Raw genomic sequence first — 18,641 nt, 5'->3', positions numbered from 1 at the left:
ATTTTTCGCCTTTCCGGGCCGCAAGGAGTCAGTGATGAGAAGCGTTAAGGTCTATGAAGAAGCCTGGCCATTGCATACCCCGTTTGTGATCTCCCGCGGCAGCCGAAGTGAAGCCAGCGTGGTCGTGGTTGAAATCGAAGAAGAGGGGGTGAAAGGCGTCGGGGAATGTACGCCTTACCCGCGCTACGGAGAAAGTCCATCGTCGGTGATGGCGCATATCATGACCCTGGTGCCTGACCTGCAAAAAGGGCTCACGCGCGAGGCGATACAGCAGCGTTTACCCGCCGGGGCAGCGCGTAACGCCGTCGACTGTGCGCTCTGGAGCCTTGAGGCCGCTAAGCAGCAACAATCGCTGACGACCCTGCTGGGCGTGGCGCTGCCGGAGTCCGTCGTGACGGCGCAAACGGTCGTGATTGGTGAGCCGGAGCAGATGGCCGCCAGCGCAAAAGCGCTCTATGACGCCGGGGCCACGCTGTTAAAGGTGAAGCTCGACGATCGCCTGATCAGCGAGCGGATGGTCGCCATTCGCTCGGCGGTGCCCTCGGCCACGCTGATTGTTGACGCCAACGAGTCGTGGCATCCCGAGGGGCTTGCCGCACGATGCCAGCTGCTGGCCGACCTGGGCGTGGCGATGCTGGAGCAGCCTCTGCCAGCGAAGGATGATGCGGCGCTGAAGAATTTTATCCATCCGCTGCCCGTCTGCGCGGACGAGAGTTGCCATACCCGCGAGAATTTGAGCGCGCTTAAGGGCAGCTATGAGATGGTCAATATCAAGCTCGACAAGACCGGCGGGCTGACAGAAGCGCTTGCCCTGGCGGCGGAAGCGCAGGCGCAGGGCTTTTCCCTGATGCTGGGATGCATGCTCTGCACATCCCGGGCGATCGGCGCGGCGCTGCCGCTGGTCAATCAGGTCCGTTTTGCCGATCTGGATGGCCCGACGTGGCTGGCGGTTGACGTTTCACCTGCGCTTAATTTTACCAGCGGCGTGCTTCATCTCTGAGGCTGCCAGCGAAGAAGCTCCATCATCGCTTTCAGGTAAATTTCGCTGGCTTCGTCGGAGGATATCGGCGGGAATTCAGCGGTGATGCAGGGCAGGCTTAAATCGGCGCACCAGCTTCCAAAGGACCCGGGGGTTTCATAACCCACGCTGGTGACGAGCGGCAGGGCGAAAGCCTGCGCCAGCCACGCGCCCAGTTCGGAGTGACGCGGATCTTCAATACAGGCCAGCGGATCGTGGAAGGAGACAACCCATGCGGGGTGGATCTTATGGATAAGCTGGCACAGCGCCTGCGTTTCAGGCTCGGAACCGGGCTTGTCGCCCGTCAGCAGCACCACGTCCCGCTCCTCGGCGGAGCTGTTCCAGCGATAAACCGTTTCTCCGGCGCGCCAGTTTGCCGCCGGGAAATTACGGTTCAGGTCGATCCCCCTCGCATTCGCCCGTAGTCCAAGCTGGCAGCCATCCGGATTCACGGTAAGAATCACATGATGGCGTCGCAGTGAAGGCGTCAGCGTCCGCAGCGCGCATGAAAGCGTGACGATAGACGAGTTCTCATCTCCGTGCGTGCCGGCAATGACCAAACCGCTGTTGCGATCGGCATCGGGCGCCGGGAACCAGATCAGCGATGCGCCTAAAAATGAGCGGCCATATTGCTCAGCGCCCGGCGGAAAGGCCCCGCGCTCCGCTCGTGGTCGGGTGATTGCCATACGAAATCCTGATAAAGAAGTCTCTACTGGCAGTGTTGTGCAAAACTCGCTGTTAATCAAATAGTTTACGTGAAGGCTGAGAATTGCCTCAAATCACTATTCCGGACGAAGGTATTTGCATTTCTCTGTTTCGAAACAAATAATTACGCATCTGCTTGTTACCTGAATTCATTAAAGGGGATCTTATGAAGCATCCTGTTTCGCGTCTCTGTGCTGCACTGTACCTGTGCGGACTCTCTACACTCTCGTACGCTGCTGATGTGCCACAGGGCACGGTACTGGCGCAAAAACAGGAGCTGGTCAGGCATATTAAAGACGAACCGGCTTCGCTCGATCCGGCAAAAGCGGTGGGATTACCCGAGATTCAGGTGATTCGCGATCTTTTCGAAGGGCTGGTAAATCAGAACGAGAAAGGGGAACTGACCCCAGGCGTGGCGACGCGCTGGCAGAGCAACGATAACCGTATCTGGACCTTCACCCTGCGTAACAACGCGAAATGGTCTGACGGTACGCCCGTCACCGCGCAGGATTTCGTCTACAGCTGGCAGCGTCTGGTTGACCCGAAAACCACGTCTCCGTTTGCCTGGTTTGCGGCGCTGGCGGGTATCAACAACGCCCAGGCCATTATCGATGGTAAAGCGGCGCCTGACACCCTGGGCGTGACGGCGGTGGATGCCAGGACATTACGCGTCCAGCTGGACAAACCGCTACCGTGGTTTAGCAACCTGACGGCAAACTTTGCCTTCTATCCGGTGCAAAAAGCGAACGTTGAAAGCGGCAAAGAGTGGACGCGTCCGGGCGCCCTGGTGGGCAATGGCGCATACGTCCTGAACGACCGCGTGGTGAATGAAAAACTGGTTGTCGTTCCGAATACCCACTACTGGGACAATGCGAAAACGGTCCTGAAAAAAGTGACTTTTATTCCAATTAATCAGGAATCATCCGCCACCAAGCGCTATCTGGCGGGGGATATTGATATCACCGAATCGTTCCCGAAAAATATGTATCAGAAGCTCCTGAAGGACATTCCGGGACAGGTGTATACGCCGCCTCAGCTCGGGACCTATTACTATGCGTTTAACACGCAGAAGGGCCCGACCGCCGATGCCCGGGTTCGTCTCGCGCTGAGCATGACTATCGATCGCCGCATTATGGCGGAAAAAGTACTGGGCACAGGCGAGAAGCCGGCCTGGCATTTCACGCCTGACGTGACGGCAGGTTTCACGCCGGAACCTTCACCGTTCGAGCAGATGTCCCAGCAGGAGCTGAATGCGCAGGCGAAAACCTTGCTTCAGGCCGCAGGCTACGGTCCTCAGCGTCCGCTGAAGTTGACCCTGCTGTACAACACCTCGGAAAACCACCAGAAAATCGCCATTGCGGTGGCGTCCATGTGGAAGAAAAATCTCGGTGTGGATGTCAAACTGCAAAACCAGGAGTGGAAAACCTATATCGACAGCCGTAATACCGGCAATTTTGATGTGATCCGCGCGTCATGGGTAGGTGATTACAACGAGCCCTCGACCTTCCTGTCCCTGCTGACCTCAACCCACAGCGGCAATATCTCGCGTTTCAATGAACCGTCCTACGATAAAATTATCAACCAGGCAACGCTGGAAACCACGGCGAAAGCGCGTAATACGGACTACAACATGGCGGAGAAAATCCTCATGGAGAAAGCCCCCATCGCGCCAATTTACCAGTACACCAATGGCCGCCTGATTAAGCCCTGGGTGAAAGGTTATCCCATCAATAACCCGGAAGACGTGGCGTATAGCCGGACGATGTATATTGAGAAGCACTGATGTTTACGAGTCCACTTCTCTAAAATCCAGAACTGGCGCGGAGTTCAGCGCCAGTTGCCCCTTCTGATGCTCTCCCGCCACAGCAAAAAGCGGTACTTTCCTGACGATATTCACTGCTGATAATTGCATGAGTTGAAAATCGCCGTCTACACTTGAAAAAATAATATCCTTTGTCCTACGTATTTAAAACGAGCAGCAAACTCCAGTGAGGTCAACATGTCTGTCACCAACAGAGATTTGCGCGATCTTGTCGAAAAACAATTAAAATATACCCTATGTGTTAGCTTAGATAAGGCTACCAACGGCGATATATTCAATGCTGTTGCGCTGGCGGTGCGGTATTTTCAGCAAGATCACTTTCTTGATAGTCAGGCCCGTCAGCGCGCGGAAAAGAAAAAGCGCGTTTATTATCTCTCAATGGAATTTTTACTCGGGCAGTCATTACGCAATAATCTGATGAACATGAATTTGTTAGATGATATGCGTCAGGTTGTCAATGAACTCGGATTTGATTCCGATAATATTTTTGATGAAGAACCCGATGCGGCACTTGGGAATGGGGGGCTGGGGCGCCTGGCCGCCTGCTTCATCGATTCTATGGCTACGTTAGATATTGCTGCTTCAGGGCATGGTATCAAATACGAATATGGTTTATTCAGGCAGACGTTTGAGAATGGTCAGCAAGTCGAACATCCGGATGACTGGCATTCCAGGCACTCCCCATGGCTGGTTGAACACCATAGCCAGGCAATGCTGATCCCTATTGGCGGTTTTATTGAACACGCAGATGATGCCAATGGCAATTACAATCCAATGTGGATGGGATGGAATACCATCGTGGGCATCCCTAATGATTATTTCGTTTCTGGTTACAGAGGTAGTACCACAAATAAACTTCGGTTATACAGTGCCGTAGCCTCTGATTCCTTCAATATTCATATATTTAATCATGGCGATTATATAAAAGCAGTCAGTGAAAAAATTGCATCTGAAAATATTTCAAAAATACTCTATCCTTCTGATGAAATTCTCTCAGGCAAGGAGCTACGGCTTACCCAAGAGTATTTTCTTGTGGCATGTACTTTGCGTGATATTTTGCGTGAATATGCTGAAACTGAAACGGACATTTCGTTACTGCCGAAGCATGTTGCTATCCAGCTTAATGATACGCATCCCGCGCTGGCTGTTGTAGAGCTGATGAGGATGTTGGTAGATGAATATAGTCTTCCCTGGCAACAGGCCTGGGATATTACACAGAAAACCTGTGCATACACGAACCACACGTTGATGCCCGAAGCGCTGGAAACCTGGCCTGTGGCGCTGTTTGAAAAACTGTTGCCGCGACACCTGCAGATTATTTTTGAGATTAACCATCGTTTTCTTGATGATATCGCCTCCCGTTGGCCGGATAAACCGCATTTGTTGGCTTCCTTGTCTCTGTTTTCGGAGGATAACGATAAGAGAATCAGGATGGCAAATTTGGCCATCGTCGGGAGCCACTCTGTAAATGGGGTGGCGTTACTCCATTCCGAGCTTATCAAAACACACCTTGTCCCTGATTTTTACTTCATAACGCCAGATAAATTCATTAATCAGACCAACGGAATCACGCCGCGCAGATGGCTGCAGCAGGCGAATACTCATCTCGCCGCATTTCTGAATCAACAACTAGGCACCCGATGGCCAACGGATTTACATCTGCTTCGCCAGTTGGAGAAACACGCAGATGATACGGGCATTATCGACCAAATTCGCGGCATTAAATTCAAAAATAAATCCACGCTGAGCCAGATCGTGTCACAGCGTTATGGGATTATGTTGGACCCAATGGCCATGTTTGACTGCCAGGTAAAACGCATTCACGAGTACAAACGTCAGTTGCTGAATATTTTGCATGTTATTTCACTCTATATTGATATCAAAGATAATGGGAGAACCATAGCGCCTAAAGTGCATCTCTTCGCAGGGAAAGCGGCTCCGGGCTATCGAATAGCAAAGCTAATTATTCAGTTAATTAATACTGTCGCGAATAAAATCAACAGCGATACACGTATTGCCGGGCAGTTGAAAGTCGTTTTTCTTGAGGATTACAAGGTTTCGTTAGCTGAAAGGATCATTCCGGCTACAGATCTTTCGGAGCAAATTTCTACTGCAGGTACTGAGGCATCGGGTACCAGTAACATGAAGTTTGCGTTGAATGGTGCATTAACAATGGGCACGTACGATGGTGCGAATATTGAAATACTTGATGCGGTAGGGGCGGAAAACTTCTATCTTTTTGGCGCTATTGCTGAAGATATCAATAAAATACGTTACAATGGTGAAAATAACCATTTTTATAACCAAAGTAATCCGCGAATGATGCGTGTTGTGGACACGCTTACCTCTGGCGAGTTTACCTCCGATCGAGAACTTTTCGCACCTTTACACCATATGCTGACTACAGCCGATAATTATTGCCATCTGCTGGATTTTGACAGCTATAGCCAAACTCAACATCAGGCGATGACGGATTATGAACATCCGCATCAATGGCATCGAAAAGCATTGCTAAATATCAGCCGAATGGCGGAGTTTTCGAGTGATAGAACCATTCAGGGCTATGCAAGAGATATCTGGGGAATAAATTGCTGATGGTTATTTTCCAGGTATCTTTCGGGAGCAATGTCGGTGATTTAATAAGCTAGCATGCTGCGGCAAATGCCGAGGGTGATTATGAACTTTGAAATATATAGTGAAAAAGGCGTACAGATAGTTGTTCCACTGGTTCGCCGGTTGGATACTTCTGTCGAGTTGGCCTTCAAGCAGCAGGTGCTGGAGGTTATTGAAAAGAACAATAAAAAGGTATTGCTGGATTTTAGTCACGTAGATTTTATTGACAGCAGTTGTCTCGGCGCACTGGTGTCGATACTCAAGAGTTTAAACGGCAAAGGTGAACTGGTGCTGTGTTCGCTCAATAGCAACATACATGACCTCTTTAAGTTGACCAGAATGGATCGTATTTTCTCCATCAAGGATAATCGGCAGGATGCATTGCTGATGTTGATGGACTGATATCACAGCGCTTTTTGGTGAAGCATGATGGATTTTTTGCCAACGATTAAAATGAGAACTGGCGCATTCTCGCGCCAGTTCTGCAAAACATGCCCGCTTAGCTGCCGTTATGAGTGGCCTGATGCTCGGTATCTATGATTCTAACAGCGCATTAAACTTCGCCAGCCACTGCGGATGCGCGGGCCAGGCGGGAGCCGTCACCAGGTTGCCGTCTACATGGGCCTGATCGATGCCGATAGTGGCGTAGTGTCCACCCGCGAGGCGTACCTCAGGCGCACAGGCCGGATAGGCGCTACAGGTTCGCCCTTTCAGGATACCCGCGGCAGCAAGCAGCTGTGGGCCGTGACACACTGCGGCAATCGGCTTACGCGCGGCGTCAAATGCCTGCACCAGCTTTAACACGTCCTCATTTAGCCGCAGATACTCGGGCGCTCTCCCGCCGGGGATCAGCAGCGCGTCGTAGTCCTGTTCCTTGACGGTGGAAAAATCGGCGTTGAGGGTAAACCGATGCCCCGGTTTTTCGCTATAGGTTTGGGCGCCGTCAAAGTCATGGATTGCCGTCATGATGTAGTCGCCCTTCGGTTTGTCGGGGCAGACCGCATCCACCTGATGGCCAATCATCTGCAAAGCCTGAAAAGGCACCATGGTTTCGTAATCTTCGGCGTAATCGCCAACCAGCATCAGGATCTTCTTGCTCATCATTCCTCACCTTTTTTTAATAAAGATGATTAAGATATAGCCTGGCATGGCTGAATTGCCGGAAATAAAAAAGCCCGTCAGAGCACGGGCAACATAAGCAAATGAATAAGTGATTCGTTATCAACATTGTTGGAGGATAACGCCGCGTATTTTACGCGGCTGTAAGGGAAGCAGATACCTGACATATTCGGTAGGTGAAACAAGCGATTAAACGTGCGTTACGTTGCGTCGAAGGTCGGGTAAAGGCTATTTTCAAGAAATTCGACGAGATACCAGATCTCACCGCTAAAAATAAACCAGAAGCCAAATATAATAAGGAGTAAAATAATTAAGGTGAGTATTATTTCAGTTTTTCCCATTGCAGCTTTAACCCACCTGAAGCTAATTGATTCGAGGTGGGCATTGTAGCGGGGCTTTCCTGGATACTCCAGTTTCATGCAGCAAGGACTTTATTACGTCCATCATTTTTAGCGCGATATAGCGCATCGTCCACACGCTTAAACAGCTCGTCAATACTCTCCCCCTGCTCATGCCGCGCCACGCCAATGCTGACGGTAAAGCGCGGTAAGCCCGGGATCGTAATGTGGGCAACGGCTGCACGGACTGACTCGGCAATCTGCAACGCGGTATCGAGAGAGGTATGGGGCAGCAGGATGACGAACTCTTCGCCCCCCCAGCGGAACACCAGGTCGCCCTCCCGACTACAGGCTTCCAGCGTCCGGGAAAGGGCGATAAGCACCTCATCACCTTTCAGATGACCGAACAGGTCGTTAATGTTTTTGAAATGGTCGGTATCCACCAGCAGCAGGCTAAATTGCTGCTGCGCAGGAAGTTTATTCAGGTTGCTCTGATCGGTAATCGCGTAGAACTGCCGCCGGTTGAGTAGCCCGGTCATGGAGTCACGTAATGCCGCATGTTCCAGCTCCTGCTCCAGCCTTTTTTGCTCGGTGATGTCGTGGATGATGCACAGCATCAGCTTGTCACCGTAGATCTCAATGGGCCCGGCATACGTCTGAACGTGGCGGGTGGATCCATCGGCAAGGCGGTGAACAAAATTGAGCGGCTTATGTCCGCCGGGCAGCGCGGCAATCGCAGTCATAATAGGCATCACATCACGCCCCAGGGTATTGATTTCCCAGGTATGCTTACTGCACATGTCATCATGTGAATAACCATAAAAATTGAGCGCGGCCAGATTGGCATCGACTATTTGACCATCGCGGGCAGGATCGATTAGCAGCATCGGGGCGCTGTTGGTCAGAAAAAAGCGCGCATAAAAACCCTGTTTTTTCCGCTGGTAGTTGGCGGAACGGCTGGCTTTCAAACCTGAGAGTATTTGTGGGGAGATCCCCTCGAAAACAATCACATCTCCCCAGGGAGCGTAGTGGGCAAGCGAGAGACGACAGGTTAACGGCGTATTCTGTCCATCCCGGCTTAGCGTCCAGATTTCGACGATCTCCTGCTCTGTTTTCAGCTCAGGAACATACATCGACAGGAGGGTTTGCGCACTGGCAGAGTAGATCCCTTTGCGCAGGTCATCGATCGTTTTATCCCCCATGATCTGCGTTGCGGCCACATTCGCAAAAATGATCTGTTCCGACACGGGTGAAATGAGCCACACGGGTGTTTTAATTACATTCAACGCATCAAAACAAGGTTGCGACATAGGCATTTCCTGTTCATCGGCACGCTGGGGCCGACAGTCATGACAGAATTGACTCGCGTGTACTCCTTTGAAACATACTCTACAAAATCCCGTCAGGCATGGTTTTTTTGTGAAGCAAATACATGTTCCGAATGAATTTTACCAATTGGTATAATTTGCTTGTCGGAGTTTATTTGCAGAAGCAGCCATGGCACCTGTTCGGCAGGCAAGGGTCGGGAAAAAAGGTATCCCTGCAGGTAATCGCAGCCGAGACGGGTGAGGACCGCCTGCTGTTCTTCCGTTTCGATCCCTTCTGCCACCACAGTCATCTCCATGGTCCGGGCGATACTGATGATGGTTTCAACCAGCTTGTAGCTTTTTTCATTTTCCAGCATCGACGTTACAAAACTTCTGTCGATCTTAAGCTCTTTAGCCGGAAGCACGCTCAGCATCAGCAGGTTGGAATAGCCCGTACCAAAATCATCAATCGAGACGACGCTCCCCGCATGATTAAACGCATTGAGCAACTCAATGCTGCGGTCGAGATTTTTAAGCGCGGTGCTCTCCGTTACCTCAAGGATCAGCCGCGACGGAGACAGGCTATATTTTTCCAGCATCGACGAAATGATATGGAAAATGTCCGGCTGTTCGAACTGGACGGGGGATAGGTTGAGCGACAACGTCCACTGGCTGAACCCTTGTTCAGTCCAGAAATGAAGCTGTCGGCATGCCGCTTCAATGGCCCAGTTACCTACCGGAATTATTAAGCCTGTTTGTTCCAGCGAGGGGATAAAAAGATTAGGCAGCACAACGCCTTGCTCAGGATGTCGCCAGCGCAGAAGGGCTTCAAAACCGTGAATGGTTTTCTCTCCCGCATGCCAGGTTGGCTGGTACCACAGTTCAAACTGATCGCGTTCAAGCGCCTGGGAGAGCTCCTGCAGGAAACCGGGTTTCGCCGGGATCGCCGTTGACATCTCGGCCCGGTAAATCGCCCAGCCGTTGCGGCCATCTTCTTTGACATGATGTAAGGCTGCATCCGCCTTGAGCTTCAGCTCGTGCAGCGTTTCGCCATCCTGGGGATAGAGGCTGACGCCCGCGCTAATCGTCGTGCTCAACGTATGTCCGCAGATAGACAGGGGGCGACGTACATCCCCGAGCAACGAGGTGAGCAGGACGTTGAGCTTGTCGTCATCACATTCAGGCACCAGCAGGATAAAGGCGTCGCCTCCCAGCCTTGCCAGGGTCATCTCACGCGTGAGTCGGGCCGTGATGCGCTGCGCGACGGTGATCAGTAGCTCATCACCGACGCTGTGACCCCACGTGTCGTTAACGCGCTTGAAATGATCGACGTTTAGGAAAATAACGGCAAATGGCTTCTTGCTCAGCAGCGCGCTGCGCAGACAATCCTGCATGCGGAGATCCATCTGGTGGCGGTTTGCGAGCCCGGTGAGCGCGTCAAAACGCGCCTGTAGCTCAAGCTGGCGGTTGAGCTGCTGCAGATTATCCGTCAGCCGGCTGGTGCGCCGGTGAGAATCGATAAGTGAAATGATTAACATCACCCCGAGCAGGCAGAGCGTGGTGACTGAAACCCAGATGGATAACCCCAGCTCGCCAATCCCACCGGGGAGGGTGTGCGCCATTTCCTGAAACTGCGCGGCGCTCATGCCGGTATAGTGCATCGCGCAAATCGCGGCGCCCATAACGAAAGCCGCGAGAATGCGATCGATAAAGACGCCTTTTTGTTTATCCCGCAGACGGAAAGCCAGCCACAGCGCGGTGCCGGAGGCAACAACGGCAATAACCACGGATACCGCCACAATGCGGCGATCCCAGATGATGCTGTCCAGAATCAGGGCCGCCATACCGATATAGTGCATAGACACCACGCCAGCGCTCAGGATTGCCGTGGCGAGGATCAGTCGAAAGGGAGAACGTTTTTTGCCCGTGACGGCAATATTAAGGGCCGTGGCTGAAGCAACCACCGCGACGCCCAGTGACGCAAGGGTTAACCAGAGGTCGTAGCTCATCATCATGGGCATTTGCATCGACAGCATGCCGATAAAGTGCATTGACCAAATGCCAATGCCTAGCGTAACCCCACCGGCAATGCGCCAGAACAGGGCAGCCTTGCGGCTGGAAAGGGGGATCTTTCCGGCGCTGTCCAGCGCCACAAAGGAGGCGATAAACGCCACCAGATAAGAGATAGCGATTAACACAGGGTCCCACGATATATTGAGCATTATGCAATCCCACGCCTGAGAGGGTCACCGATTTCGCCTGCCGGGTACATCTTTATTGGGCAACGAACATGCGCATTCAAACCATATTAGTTATTTATCGTGAACTATGACCAGTCATATTAAAACTCTAAAACTTATTAAGAATATAAAATATATTCTATTTGTTAATGTATTAAGCATTGCTAAACAAAAACGAATAACAGTAGCAAAGCTCCTTAAATATGAGGGCGATCGTATCGTCTCACCGCGGGCGATACTATCGCTTAAGATGGCTGGAGACCAGTATCACAGCATCCTGCGCAGAACATTTTCACTAATACGCTCTTTTTATCTGACTTAAGACAAATCTCAGGATGCTAACGGCGAAACCAAAAACAAGCGTCGTTTGCGATGAAAAACTTGTGAGCCAATGCTATAAGTCTTAATGCCGACCAAAATATAAAATGTGGGTATTATCATGCTAAAAGATATTAGTGTCAGGACCTTTATTATTGGGTTCCTTTTATCTCTTTTTTTTGTGAATGCAGGTGTCGTTGTTCTATTTTCCAGCAATGCTTCTCTCTTTATTTCGCTTAATGTCATCAACTTCGTTGCGCTATTTTTGCTCTGGGTCTATATGACGAAGTATCTTGTGACGCCGATCAATACGGTGAAGAAAAGTATTGAAGAGGTGACAGCAGGTAACCTTGGCGTCTCTATCCCTGAGTTTGGCAACAACTGTGCGGGCCGACTCATCCCGGGGATCAATAGCCTTTCCGGCAACATTGCAACGCTGGTGCGCGAGATCAGGGCGTCATCGCAAACCGCCATGACCTTATCGGATCAACTCTCGACACGGAGCGCTCAGCTTTCGGTGAAAACCGAGCAGCAGTCTGCGTCTTTAGTGCAAACCGCAGCCAGCATGGAGCAAATGGCCGCGAGCACCAGGAACAATGCCGACAACACCCGTCTGGCGAGCGAGCAGGCCACGGTGGCGACGTTACAGGCGCGCAAGGGCGGCGAGCTGATGGGGCAGGTCGCCAGCAATATGCAGTCTATTACCGAATGCGCACAGCAGATGACGGAGATTATTTCGCTCATTGACGGCATTGCATTCCAGACGAATATTCTGGCGCTTAACGCGGCCGTTGAGGCGGCAAGGGCGGGCGATCACGGAAAGGGGTTTTCTGTCGTCGCGGAAGAGGTAAGACACCTGGCGCACCGCAGCGCAGAGGCCGCAAAGAATATCAAAACGCTGATTGACGTCACCAGCAATAACGTCACCCAGGGGGCCAGCGTTGTGTCACAGGCAGAGAAAAATATGCATGAAATCGTGACCGGCTCGGGGAATGTCAGCCGGTTGATGGACGACATTTCCGCATCGACGTCAGAGCAGGAGAAAGGAATTTCTCAGATTACGCTGGCGCTATCGGAGCTGGAGCGGGTCACGCAAAGTAACGTGGCAATGGCAGAAGAACTCAACGGCTCCTCTGACGTACTGCGCAATCAGGTGATTGAGCTACAGGCCCGAACGCGCAATTTCAGACTCGACCCGGGTTCCTCTTCCTTATCATCTACCGGCTCGCCATCCTTCCTTCAGCGACCAGAGCACTCGCTCTGAAAACCCGCAATCATGTCACCGCTTTTCTTGCCGGGTGGCGCTGCGCTTACCCGGCCTACACTCTGCAACAATATCAATACATTACCCCCTTCACAGTAGGCCCGCGAAAGCGTAGCGCCGCCGGGCGAAACGCACGACATGTACATTTCCTGAACGATATCAGCGCGATGGGATACATAGTTGTTGCTTAACCCCTGATGAAAGCTAGACTGACACCGAAAGAGCTAAAAAGGTGGAGGCGCGGTGGAAAGCATTAAAGGATCTGAACTTAACGTTCCGGACGCAGTTTTTGCGTGGGTGCTGGACGGTCGCGGCGGTGCGCGACCGCTGGAAGATAATGATGTGATCGACAGTGCGCATCCCTGCTGGCTACATCTGAATTACACCCATACGGACAGCGCGGACTGGCTGGCCTCGACTCCGCTCCTGCCTAACAACGTGCGCGATGCGCTGGCGGGTGAAAGCCTGCGGCCCCGCGTGAGCCGAATGGGTGACGGTACTCTGATCACCCTGCGCTGTATTAACGGCAGCACGGATGAGCGTCCGGACCAGCTGGTTGCGATGCGTGTCTACATGGACGATGGGCTGATTGTCTCCACCCGGCAGCGTAAAGTCCTCGCGCTGGATGACATCGTCAACGATCTGAAAGAGGGCACCGGGCCGGTCGACTGCGGCAGCTGGCTGGTGGACGTCTGTGACGCTCTTACCGATCATGCGAGCGAGTTTATTGAAGAGCTTCACGACAAAATCATCGACCTGGAAGATAACCTGCTCGATCAGCAGATCCCGCCGCGCGGTTTTCTGGCCCTGTTGCGTAAGCAGTTGATTGTGATGCGCCGCTATATGACGCCGCAGCGCGACGTGTATGCGCGTCTTGCCAGCGAAAGACTCACCTGGATGAATGACGATCAGCGACGCAGAATGCAGGATATTGCCGACAGGCTTGGGCGCGGGCTGGACGAGATTGATTCCTGTATTGCCAGAACGGCGGTGATGGCGGACGAAATCGCGCAGGTGATGCAGGAGTCGCTGGCGAGAAGAACCTATACGATGTCCCTGATGGCGATGGTCTTTTTACCCAGCACATTTCTTACCGGGCTGTTTGGCGTGAACCTGGGCGGTATCCCGGGCAATGCCTATCGCTATGGCTTTACCGCGTTTTGCGTCATGTTAGTTGTTTTGATTGGTGGTGTTGCATGGTGGTTGCATCGTAGTAAATGGCTGTAAATTTACGCTTTTTTGTTCTTTTACCGGGATCAAAACGCTCTTTTAATTGAGCGAAGTCAATAAACATCTACCCCGTAAGGTGCAATATTACTCCCGCAGGTGAATGCAACGTCAAGCGATGGGCGTTGCGCTCCATATTGTCTTACTTCCTTTTTTGAATTACTGCATAGCACAATTGATTCGTACGACGCCGACTTCATAGTCGGCTTTTTTTTGCCTCCTGATTCTCAGCGTCTACCCTAAAAGGGACGACAGCAAATTCTGGAGGGAATGATGAGCATCCTCAACGCTCTGCTACTGCAACAATCGCGTCAATCCGATCCTATCCCCAGCGATCCGGTGCCAATGCCCGATCCCATCCCGCGCCCGCAGCCGATGCCCGACCCGCCGCCGGATGAAGAACCGATTAAATTGTCGCATCGGACCGCGAGATCTGCGAGGATACGCGCAATCTGACCGCAAAGATGACCACGAGAGACTACTGTGACCGCTTTTTCTACCCTGAATGTTCTGCCCGCCGCCCAACTCGATAACCTCAACGAGTTGGGATACCTCACGATGACGCCTGTTCAGGCGGCCGCGTTGCCCGCCATCCTCGAGGGCCGTGACGTGCGCGTGCAGGCGAAAACGGGCAGCGGGAAGACGGCGGCATTTGGCCTTGGCCTGTTGCAGCACATTGATGCGGCGCTTTTTCAGACCCAGTCTCTGGTGCTATGCCCGACCCGCGAACTGGCAGACCAGGTTGCGGGTGAACTGCGTCGCCTGGCGCGTTTCCTGCCCAACACCAAGATTTTAACCCTCTGTGGCGGACAGCCGTTCGGCGCGCAGCGTGACTCACTCCAGCATGCGCCGCACATTATAGTCGCCACGCCCGGACGCCTGCTGGATCACCTGCAAAAAGGCACCGTCTCACTGGACGCGTTACAAACGCTGGTGATGGATGAGGCAGACAGGATGCTGGATATGGGCTTCAGCGATGCGATTGACGAGGTGATCCGTTTCGCACCGGCCGATCGCCAGACGCTGCTGTTCTCTGCGACCTGGCCGGACGCTATCGCCGCCATCAGCGGGCGCGTGCAGAAAGATCCACTCACCATTGAAATCGACAGCGTAGATGCGCTGCCCGCTATCGAGCAGCAGTTCTTTGAAACCTCGCAGCAGGGGAAAATTCCGCTCCTGCAGAAATTGCTGAGTCAGCATCAGCCTGCATCCTGCGTGGTGTTCTGTAATACCAAAAAAGACTGTCAGTCGGTCTGTGATACCCTCAATGCCGCCGGGCAGAGCGCATTGTCGCTGCATGGCGATCTGGAACAGCGCGATCGCGATCAGACGCTGGTTCGATTCGCTAACGGCAGCGCCCGTGTTCTTGTCGCAACCGACGTCGCTGCGCGCGGTCTGGATATTAAATCCCTTGAACTGGTGGTGAACTATGAGCTGGCGTGGGATCCTGAAGTGCATGTGCACCGTATTGGCCGTACCGCACGAGCAGGGAACAGCGGTCTGGCGATCAGCCTCTGCGCGCCGGAAGAGGCGCAGCGCGCCAACATTCTCTCTGAGATGCTACAGATTAAGCTGAACTGGATGAATGCCCCTGTTGGCGTCAGCCTGGTGCCGCTGGAAGCCGAAATGGCGACGCTGTGTATTGATGGCGGTAAAAAAGCCAAGATGCGTCCAGGTGACGTATTAGGCGCGCTGACCGGGGATGTGGGTCTGGACGGAGCGGATATCGGTAAGATTGCGGTCCATCCGGCGCATGTCTACGTAGCGGTTCGCCAGGCGGTGGCCCATAAGGCATGGAAGCAGCTGCAAAACGGGAAAATTAAGGGTAAAACCTGTCGCGTACGCCTGCTGAAATAAAGAATTAAGCGTCTCAGAAGGTATTTCTGAGACGCTACTCGCTTACTTCACTTCAAGCACGTTCAGACGCAACTCTTCAAACTGACTATCATCTTCTTCCGGCTGCCAGCCGGCTGGCTGCATGGGAATATCTTCCCGGTCAAACGCCAGGTCGCCGCCATTCACCACGTCTGAGTCATGGTTGATGCCTTTAAAGTCGAACAGTTCAACATCCGCGAGATGGGAAGGGACAACGTTCTGCATCGCGCTAAACATGGTTTCGATACGACCCGGATAACGCTTATCCCAGTCGCGCAGCATGTCGCCAATCACCTGACGCTGCAGGTTCGGCTGAGAACCGCAAAGGTTACATGGAATGATCGGGAATCCTTTAGCCTGAGAAAAACGCTCAATGTCTTTTTCACGACAGTAGGCAAGCGGGCGGATCACAATGTGTTTGCCGTCATCGCTCATCAGCTTAGGCGGCATGCCTTTCATCTTGCCGCCGTAGAACATGTTGAGGAACAGCGTTTGCAGGATATCGTCGCGGTGATGGCCCAGCGCAATTTTGGTCGCGCCCAGCTCCGTCGCGGTACGATACAGAATGCCGCGGCGCAGACGAGAGCAAAGTGAGCAGGTGGTTTTCCCTTCCGGGATTTTCTCTTTCACAATGCCGTAGGTATTTTCTTCGACGATTTTGTACTCAACGCCCAGCTTCTCGAGGTATTCCGGCAGAATATGCTCCGGGAAACCCGGCTGTTTCTGGTCAAGGTTGACCGCCACCAGCGAAAATTTCACCGGTGCACTTTGCTGAAGATTACGCAGGATCTCCAGCATGGTGTAGCTGTCTTTACCCCCTGACAGGCAAACCATGATGCGATCGCCTTCTTCAATCATGTTGAAGTCTGCAATGGCTTCGCCCACGTTACGGCGCAGTCGCTTTTGCAGTTTGTTCAGGTTGTATTGCTCTTTTTTGTTAATATCTTGATTTTCTTGCATTTATTACTACCTTCGGAGCCAGTAGGGGCATAATAGGGGCAAAATTTTTTCAGCGTGCCAGCTTATCGTTAAGCATCAGCACCTGTTCGCCATTCATTTCTTCAATCCACGCACCGTAGACTTCATAAACCATTTGCGCGTTTTCATGCCCCATCTGGCTGGCTATGAAAGACGGGTTAGCGCCGGCAGATAAAAGCCAGCAGGCAAAAGTATGCCGCGTATGGTACGGATTCCGGCGGCGAATACCAGCACGTTTTACAGCTGCGTTAAATCTGGAGCCGATACTCGATAAAGAGTAGTAGGCCTTCTGTATGCCCTTGCGCATCTTGGGCATGAAAACAAATCGCAGGTTTTGATATTCCATCGCACCATACTCACGGTGATGAAAAACAATCTCGGTTTTGGGCTGTAACGAAGTCAGCGTACGCTGTGCCTTCAAGGCCTCTAGTGCTGGCTCTAATAGCGTGATAACTCGATCACCTGCATCGGTTTTTGGTGGGACGAACATTCCTAGCGCATTAAGGTTGCGCTGTATATGAGCCGTACCTTTTTCCCAGTCGATATCTTCCCAGGCAAGAGCTGCAAGCTCTCCATGACGGACACCAGTATAAACTGCGAACGTCCACATATTGAGGCTTTGGCCACGCTCGGATTCCGCAAGCAAACTAAACTCCTGCTTCGTTAAAGGATCCGGTTTTACTTTCCCTTTGTGTAGTTTCTTGATCCCTTCAAAGGGTTTGCCACTGATAAAGCCAGATTTGTGTGCAAACCGAAGAAGGGAGCACAGAAGCGATATATAGTTGTTCACGGTACGCACAGTGCGTCCCTGTTTGTTACTTCTGGGATTTGCCAGGTAAAGTGTCTCACCGTTCAACAGCTCCTTCCTGTATTTCAGAATGTCGCTGTGGCGTATAGTTGAAACAGGCGTATCTCCGTTAATGATGTGCATTAACGTACCGAGTTGTGAGCGAGTCTTACGCATGGTATTGGCGCTAATTTCGGTTTCTTTAATGCTCGTCCATAGTTCACACAGTTCTGAAAAGGTTTGAACTGAAACAGTGGTTACGGTTTTTTTTGCTCTGGATGATGAAGGAAAGCGCTGGTGGTAATCAAACTCTCCAAGGTTGATCTCACTAACGATTACAGCCCGAAGATTCCCGGCTTTTTTGATGTTCGCCGGGGTGTTAATCCAACCTTTGAGAATTTCGCGGCAACGCTTTCCCCGGTACATAAACCAGATACAAATCTTATTGTTTCTGATTTCGACACCTGTAGGCAAAGCTGCCATCTTACGCATCCCTTATTAACTGATTAATTCTCGGATAGTTGTACCAGGTTGTGCCACGCAAGGTTTTTTCTCCTGAAGGAGAAACCCGTTTAAAATGGACACCTTCCACCCAACAGCCCTGGCGATACTTCTCAATCTGTCGTTCGGTCAGGCCTGTTTTTTCTGTGAGTCTTGCGCCAACAACCCATTCTTCGTTAAAAATTACCTGCGACATGGTTCACCTCAGGTAACCGGCATGAGTATAGATATGCCGGTCTGTAGTCGTTGATATTTCAGTTTCAGTTTGCCTGGCCGGGCAGGGAACGCAGTCGGCGCATACCGGTCATTGCTGTGGCCACGTAGCTTGCCTTGCAGTTGACCACTTCAACCCAGACCTTCACGCCTTCCACTCTCACCGTATAGGTCTCTTTCATCTTGCTGCGCCCATAGTCACCATATCTTTGCTGGTGGGCTGCGAGTGCGATTTCACATGCCTGGCGAGCCAAAGGGGATTGCTTACTGCCTCTATTAATCAGTCGCATTTCTTCTCCTTGAGGGAGGGTTTCCC

Annotated in this window: 17 protein-coding genes; 8 read left to right on the top strand and 9 right to left on the bottom strand. The window is 52.1% G+C overall.

Annotated features, from left to right (window positions below; translation table 11 throughout):
- The first annotated feature begins 34 nt into the window (after positions 1-34).
- Positions 35-1,000: an L-Ala-D/L-Glu epimerase gene (ycjG, locus tag KIF87_RS01660; protein WP_213327714.1), complete on the top strand. Its 966-nt coding sequence runs from the start codon at positions 35-37 to the stop codon at positions 998-1,000.
- On the opposite strand, the gene mpaA is transcribed toward ycjG, so the two are convergent.
- Complete coding sequence (mpaA, locus tag KIF87_RS01655) at positions 991-1,704, bottom strand: murein tripeptide amidase MpaA (protein WP_213327713.1); 714 nt, start codon at positions 1,702-1,704, stop codon at positions 991-993. The genes ycjG and mpaA overlap by 10 nt on opposite strands.
- 185 nt (positions 1,705-1,889) lie before the next feature.
- On the opposite strand from mpaA, the gene KIF87_RS01650 reads away from it, so the two are divergent.
- The 3 genes from KIF87_RS01650 (at position 1,890) to KIF87_RS01640 (ending at position 6,560) form a co-directional block, all read left to right on the top strand.
- The gene (locus KIF87_RS01650) at positions 1,890-3,506 is read left to right on the top strand and encodes a peptide ABC transporter substrate-binding protein (protein ID WP_213327712.1); all 1,617 of its coding nucleotides are present in this window, start codon (positions 1,890-1,892) and stop codon (positions 3,504-3,506) included.
- A gap of 216 nt (positions 3,507-3,722) precedes the next feature.
- Positions 3,723-6,140, top strand: a complete 2,418-nt coding sequence (locus tag KIF87_RS01645; RefSeq protein WP_213327711.1) for a glycogen/starch/alpha-glucan phosphorylase — start codon at positions 3,723-3,725, stop codon at positions 6,138-6,140.
- Positions 6,141-6,221: 81 nt separating this feature from the next.
- Positions 6,222-6,560: an STAS domain-containing protein gene (locus KIF87_RS01640; RefSeq protein ID WP_213327710.1), complete on the top strand. Its 339-nt coding sequence runs from the start codon at positions 6,222-6,224 to the stop codon at positions 6,558-6,560.
- A 132-nt stretch (positions 6,561-6,692) separates the two neighbouring features.
- On the opposite strand, the gene KIF87_RS01635 is transcribed toward KIF87_RS01640, so the two are convergent.
- From KIF87_RS01635 to KIF87_RS01620, 4 genes are all read right to left on the bottom strand, one after another.
- Positions 6,693-7,259: a DJ-1/PfpI family protein gene (locus KIF87_RS01635; protein WP_213328013.1), complete on the bottom strand. Its 567-nt coding sequence runs from the start codon at positions 7,257-7,259 to the stop codon at positions 6,693-6,695.
- Positions 7,260-7,477: 218 nt separating this feature from the next.
- The gene (locus tag KIF87_RS01630; protein WP_213328012.1) at positions 7,478-7,618 is read right to left on the bottom strand and encodes an Ecr family regulatory small membrane protein; all 141 of its coding nucleotides are present in this window, start codon (positions 7,616-7,618) and stop codon (positions 7,478-7,480) included.
- A 74-nt stretch (positions 7,619-7,692) separates the two neighbouring features.
- Positions 7,693-8,925 (bottom strand): sensor domain-containing diguanylate cyclase, encoded by a 1,233-nt coding sequence (locus tag KIF87_RS01625; RefSeq protein ID WP_213327709.1) that lies wholly within the window; start codon positions 8,923-8,925, stop codon positions 7,693-7,695.
- Positions 8,926-9,017: 92 nt separating this feature from the next.
- Entirely contained in the window at positions 9,018-11,144 is a 2,127-nt protein-coding gene (locus KIF87_RS01620) for a putative bifunctional diguanylate cyclase/phosphodiesterase (RefSeq protein ID WP_213327708.1), read from the bottom strand.
- A gap of 457 nt (positions 11,145-11,601) precedes the next feature.
- Between KIF87_RS01620 and KIF87_RS01615 the strand changes: the two genes are divergently transcribed.
- From KIF87_RS01615 to dbpA, 4 genes are all read left to right on the top strand, one after another.
- Positions 11,602-12,744 (top strand): methyl-accepting chemotaxis protein, encoded by a 1,143-nt coding sequence (locus KIF87_RS01615; protein ID WP_213327707.1) that lies wholly within the window; start codon positions 11,602-11,604, stop codon positions 12,742-12,744.
- A gap of 243 nt (positions 12,745-12,987) precedes the next feature.
- Complete coding sequence (gene zntB / locus KIF87_RS01610; RefSeq protein ID WP_213327706.1) at positions 12,988-13,971, top strand: zinc transporter ZntB; 984 nt, start codon at positions 12,988-12,990, stop codon at positions 13,969-13,971.
- Between the two features lie 273 nt (positions 13,972-14,244).
- The gene (gene ynaL, locus KIF87_RS23210; RefSeq protein WP_071787463.1) at positions 14,245-14,427 is read left to right on the top strand and encodes a proline-rich small protein YnaL; all 183 of its coding nucleotides are present in this window, start codon (positions 14,245-14,247) and stop codon (positions 14,425-14,427) included.
- A gap of 27 nt (positions 14,428-14,454) precedes the next feature.
- A complete protein-coding gene (gene dbpA, locus KIF87_RS01605) occupies positions 14,455-15,828 on the top strand; it encodes an ATP-dependent RNA helicase DbpA (RefSeq protein WP_213327705.1) in 1,374 nt (457 codons plus the stop codon).
- A 42-nt stretch (positions 15,829-15,870) separates the two neighbouring features.
- On the opposite strand, the gene ttcA is transcribed toward dbpA, so the two are convergent.
- From ttcA to KIF87_RS01585, 4 genes are all read right to left on the bottom strand, one after another.
- On the bottom strand, positions 15,871-16,806 hold the full coding sequence (gene ttcA / locus KIF87_RS01600; RefSeq protein WP_213327704.1) for a tRNA 2-thiocytidine(32) synthetase TtcA: 936 nt from the start codon (positions 16,804-16,806) through the stop codon (positions 15,871-15,873).
- Positions 16,807-16,855: 49 nt separating this feature from the next.
- Positions 16,856-18,094 carry a site-specific integrase gene (locus KIF87_RS01595; protein WP_213327703.1) on the bottom strand — a complete coding sequence of 413 codons (1,239 nt, stop codon included), beginning with the start codon at positions 18,092-18,094 and terminating at the stop codon, positions 16,856-16,858.
- Between the two features lies 1 nt (position 18,095).
- A complete protein-coding gene (gene xisR / locus KIF87_RS01590) occupies positions 18,096-18,308 on the bottom strand; it encodes an excisionase family protein (protein WP_014884030.1) in 213 nt (70 codons plus the stop codon).
- 64 nt (positions 18,309-18,372) lie between these two features.
- Positions 18,373-18,615 (bottom strand): DUF4060 family protein, encoded by a 243-nt coding sequence (locus KIF87_RS01585; protein WP_020882485.1) that lies wholly within the window; start codon positions 18,613-18,615, stop codon positions 18,373-18,375.
- Positions 18,616-18,641 lie beyond the last annotated feature (26 nt).

This window comes from Enterobacter sp. 120016 (genome assembly GCF_018383635.1).
Taxonomy (GTDB): domain Bacteria; phylum Pseudomonadota; class Gammaproteobacteria; order Enterobacterales; family Enterobacteriaceae; genus Enterobacter; species Enterobacter asburiae_D.
This window is presented reverse-complemented; position numbering and strand designations above follow the sequence as displayed.

Bases quoted from the DNA above. Each gene is read 5' to 3' on its own strand.
- ycjG (WP_213327714.1), top strand. From the start codon at position 35: ATGAGAAGCGTTAAGGTCTATGAAGAAGCCTGGCCATTGCATACCCCG.
- mpaA (WP_213327713.1), bottom strand. From the start codon at position 1,704: ATGGCAATCACCCGACCACGAGCGGAGCGCGGGGCCTTTCCGCCGGGC.
- KIF87_RS01650 (WP_213327712.1), top strand. From the start codon at position 1,890: ATGAAGCATCCTGTTTCGCGTCTCTGTGCTGCACTGTACCTGTGCGGA.
- KIF87_RS01645 (WP_213327711.1), top strand. From the start codon at position 3,723: ATGTCTGTCACCAACAGAGATTTGCGCGATCTTGTCGAAAAACAATTA.
- KIF87_RS01640 (WP_213327710.1), top strand. From the start codon at position 6,222: ATGAACTTTGAAATATATAGTGAAAAAGGCGTACAGATAGTTGTTCCA.
- KIF87_RS01635 (WP_213328013.1), bottom strand. From the start codon at position 7,259: ATGAGCAAGAAGATCCTGATGCTGGTTGGCGATTACGCCGAAGATTAC.
- KIF87_RS01630 (WP_213328012.1), bottom strand. From the start codon at position 7,618: ATGGGAAAAACTGAAATAATACTCACCTTAATTATTTTACTCCTTATT.
- KIF87_RS01625 (WP_213327709.1), bottom strand. From the start codon at position 8,925: ATGTCGCAACCTTGTTTTGATGCGTTGAATGTAATTAAAACACCCGTG.
- KIF87_RS01620 (WP_213327708.1), bottom strand. From the start codon at position 11,144: ATGCTCAATATATCGTGGGACCCTGTGTTAATCGCTATCTCTTATCTG.
- KIF87_RS01615 (WP_213327707.1), top strand. From the start codon at position 11,602: ATGCTAAAAGATATTAGTGTCAGGACCTTTATTATTGGGTTCCTTTTA.
- ynaL (WP_071787463.1), top strand. From the start codon at position 14,245: ATGAGCATCCTCAACGCTCTGCTACTGCAACAATCGCGTCAATCCGAT.
- ttcA (WP_213327704.1), bottom strand. From the start codon at position 16,806: ATGCAAGAAAATCAAGATATTAACAAAAAAGAGCAATACAACCTGAAC.
- KIF87_RS01595 (WP_213327703.1), bottom strand. From the start codon at position 18,094: ATGGCAGCTTTGCCTACAGGTGTCGAAATCAGAAACAATAAGATTTGT.
- xisR (WP_014884030.1), bottom strand. From the start codon at position 18,308: ATGTCGCAGGTAATTTTTAACGAAGAATGGGTTGTTGGCGCAAGACTC.
- KIF87_RS01585 (WP_020882485.1), bottom strand. From the start codon at position 18,615: ATGCGACTGATTAATAGAGGCAGTAAGCAATCCCCTTTGGCTCGCCAG.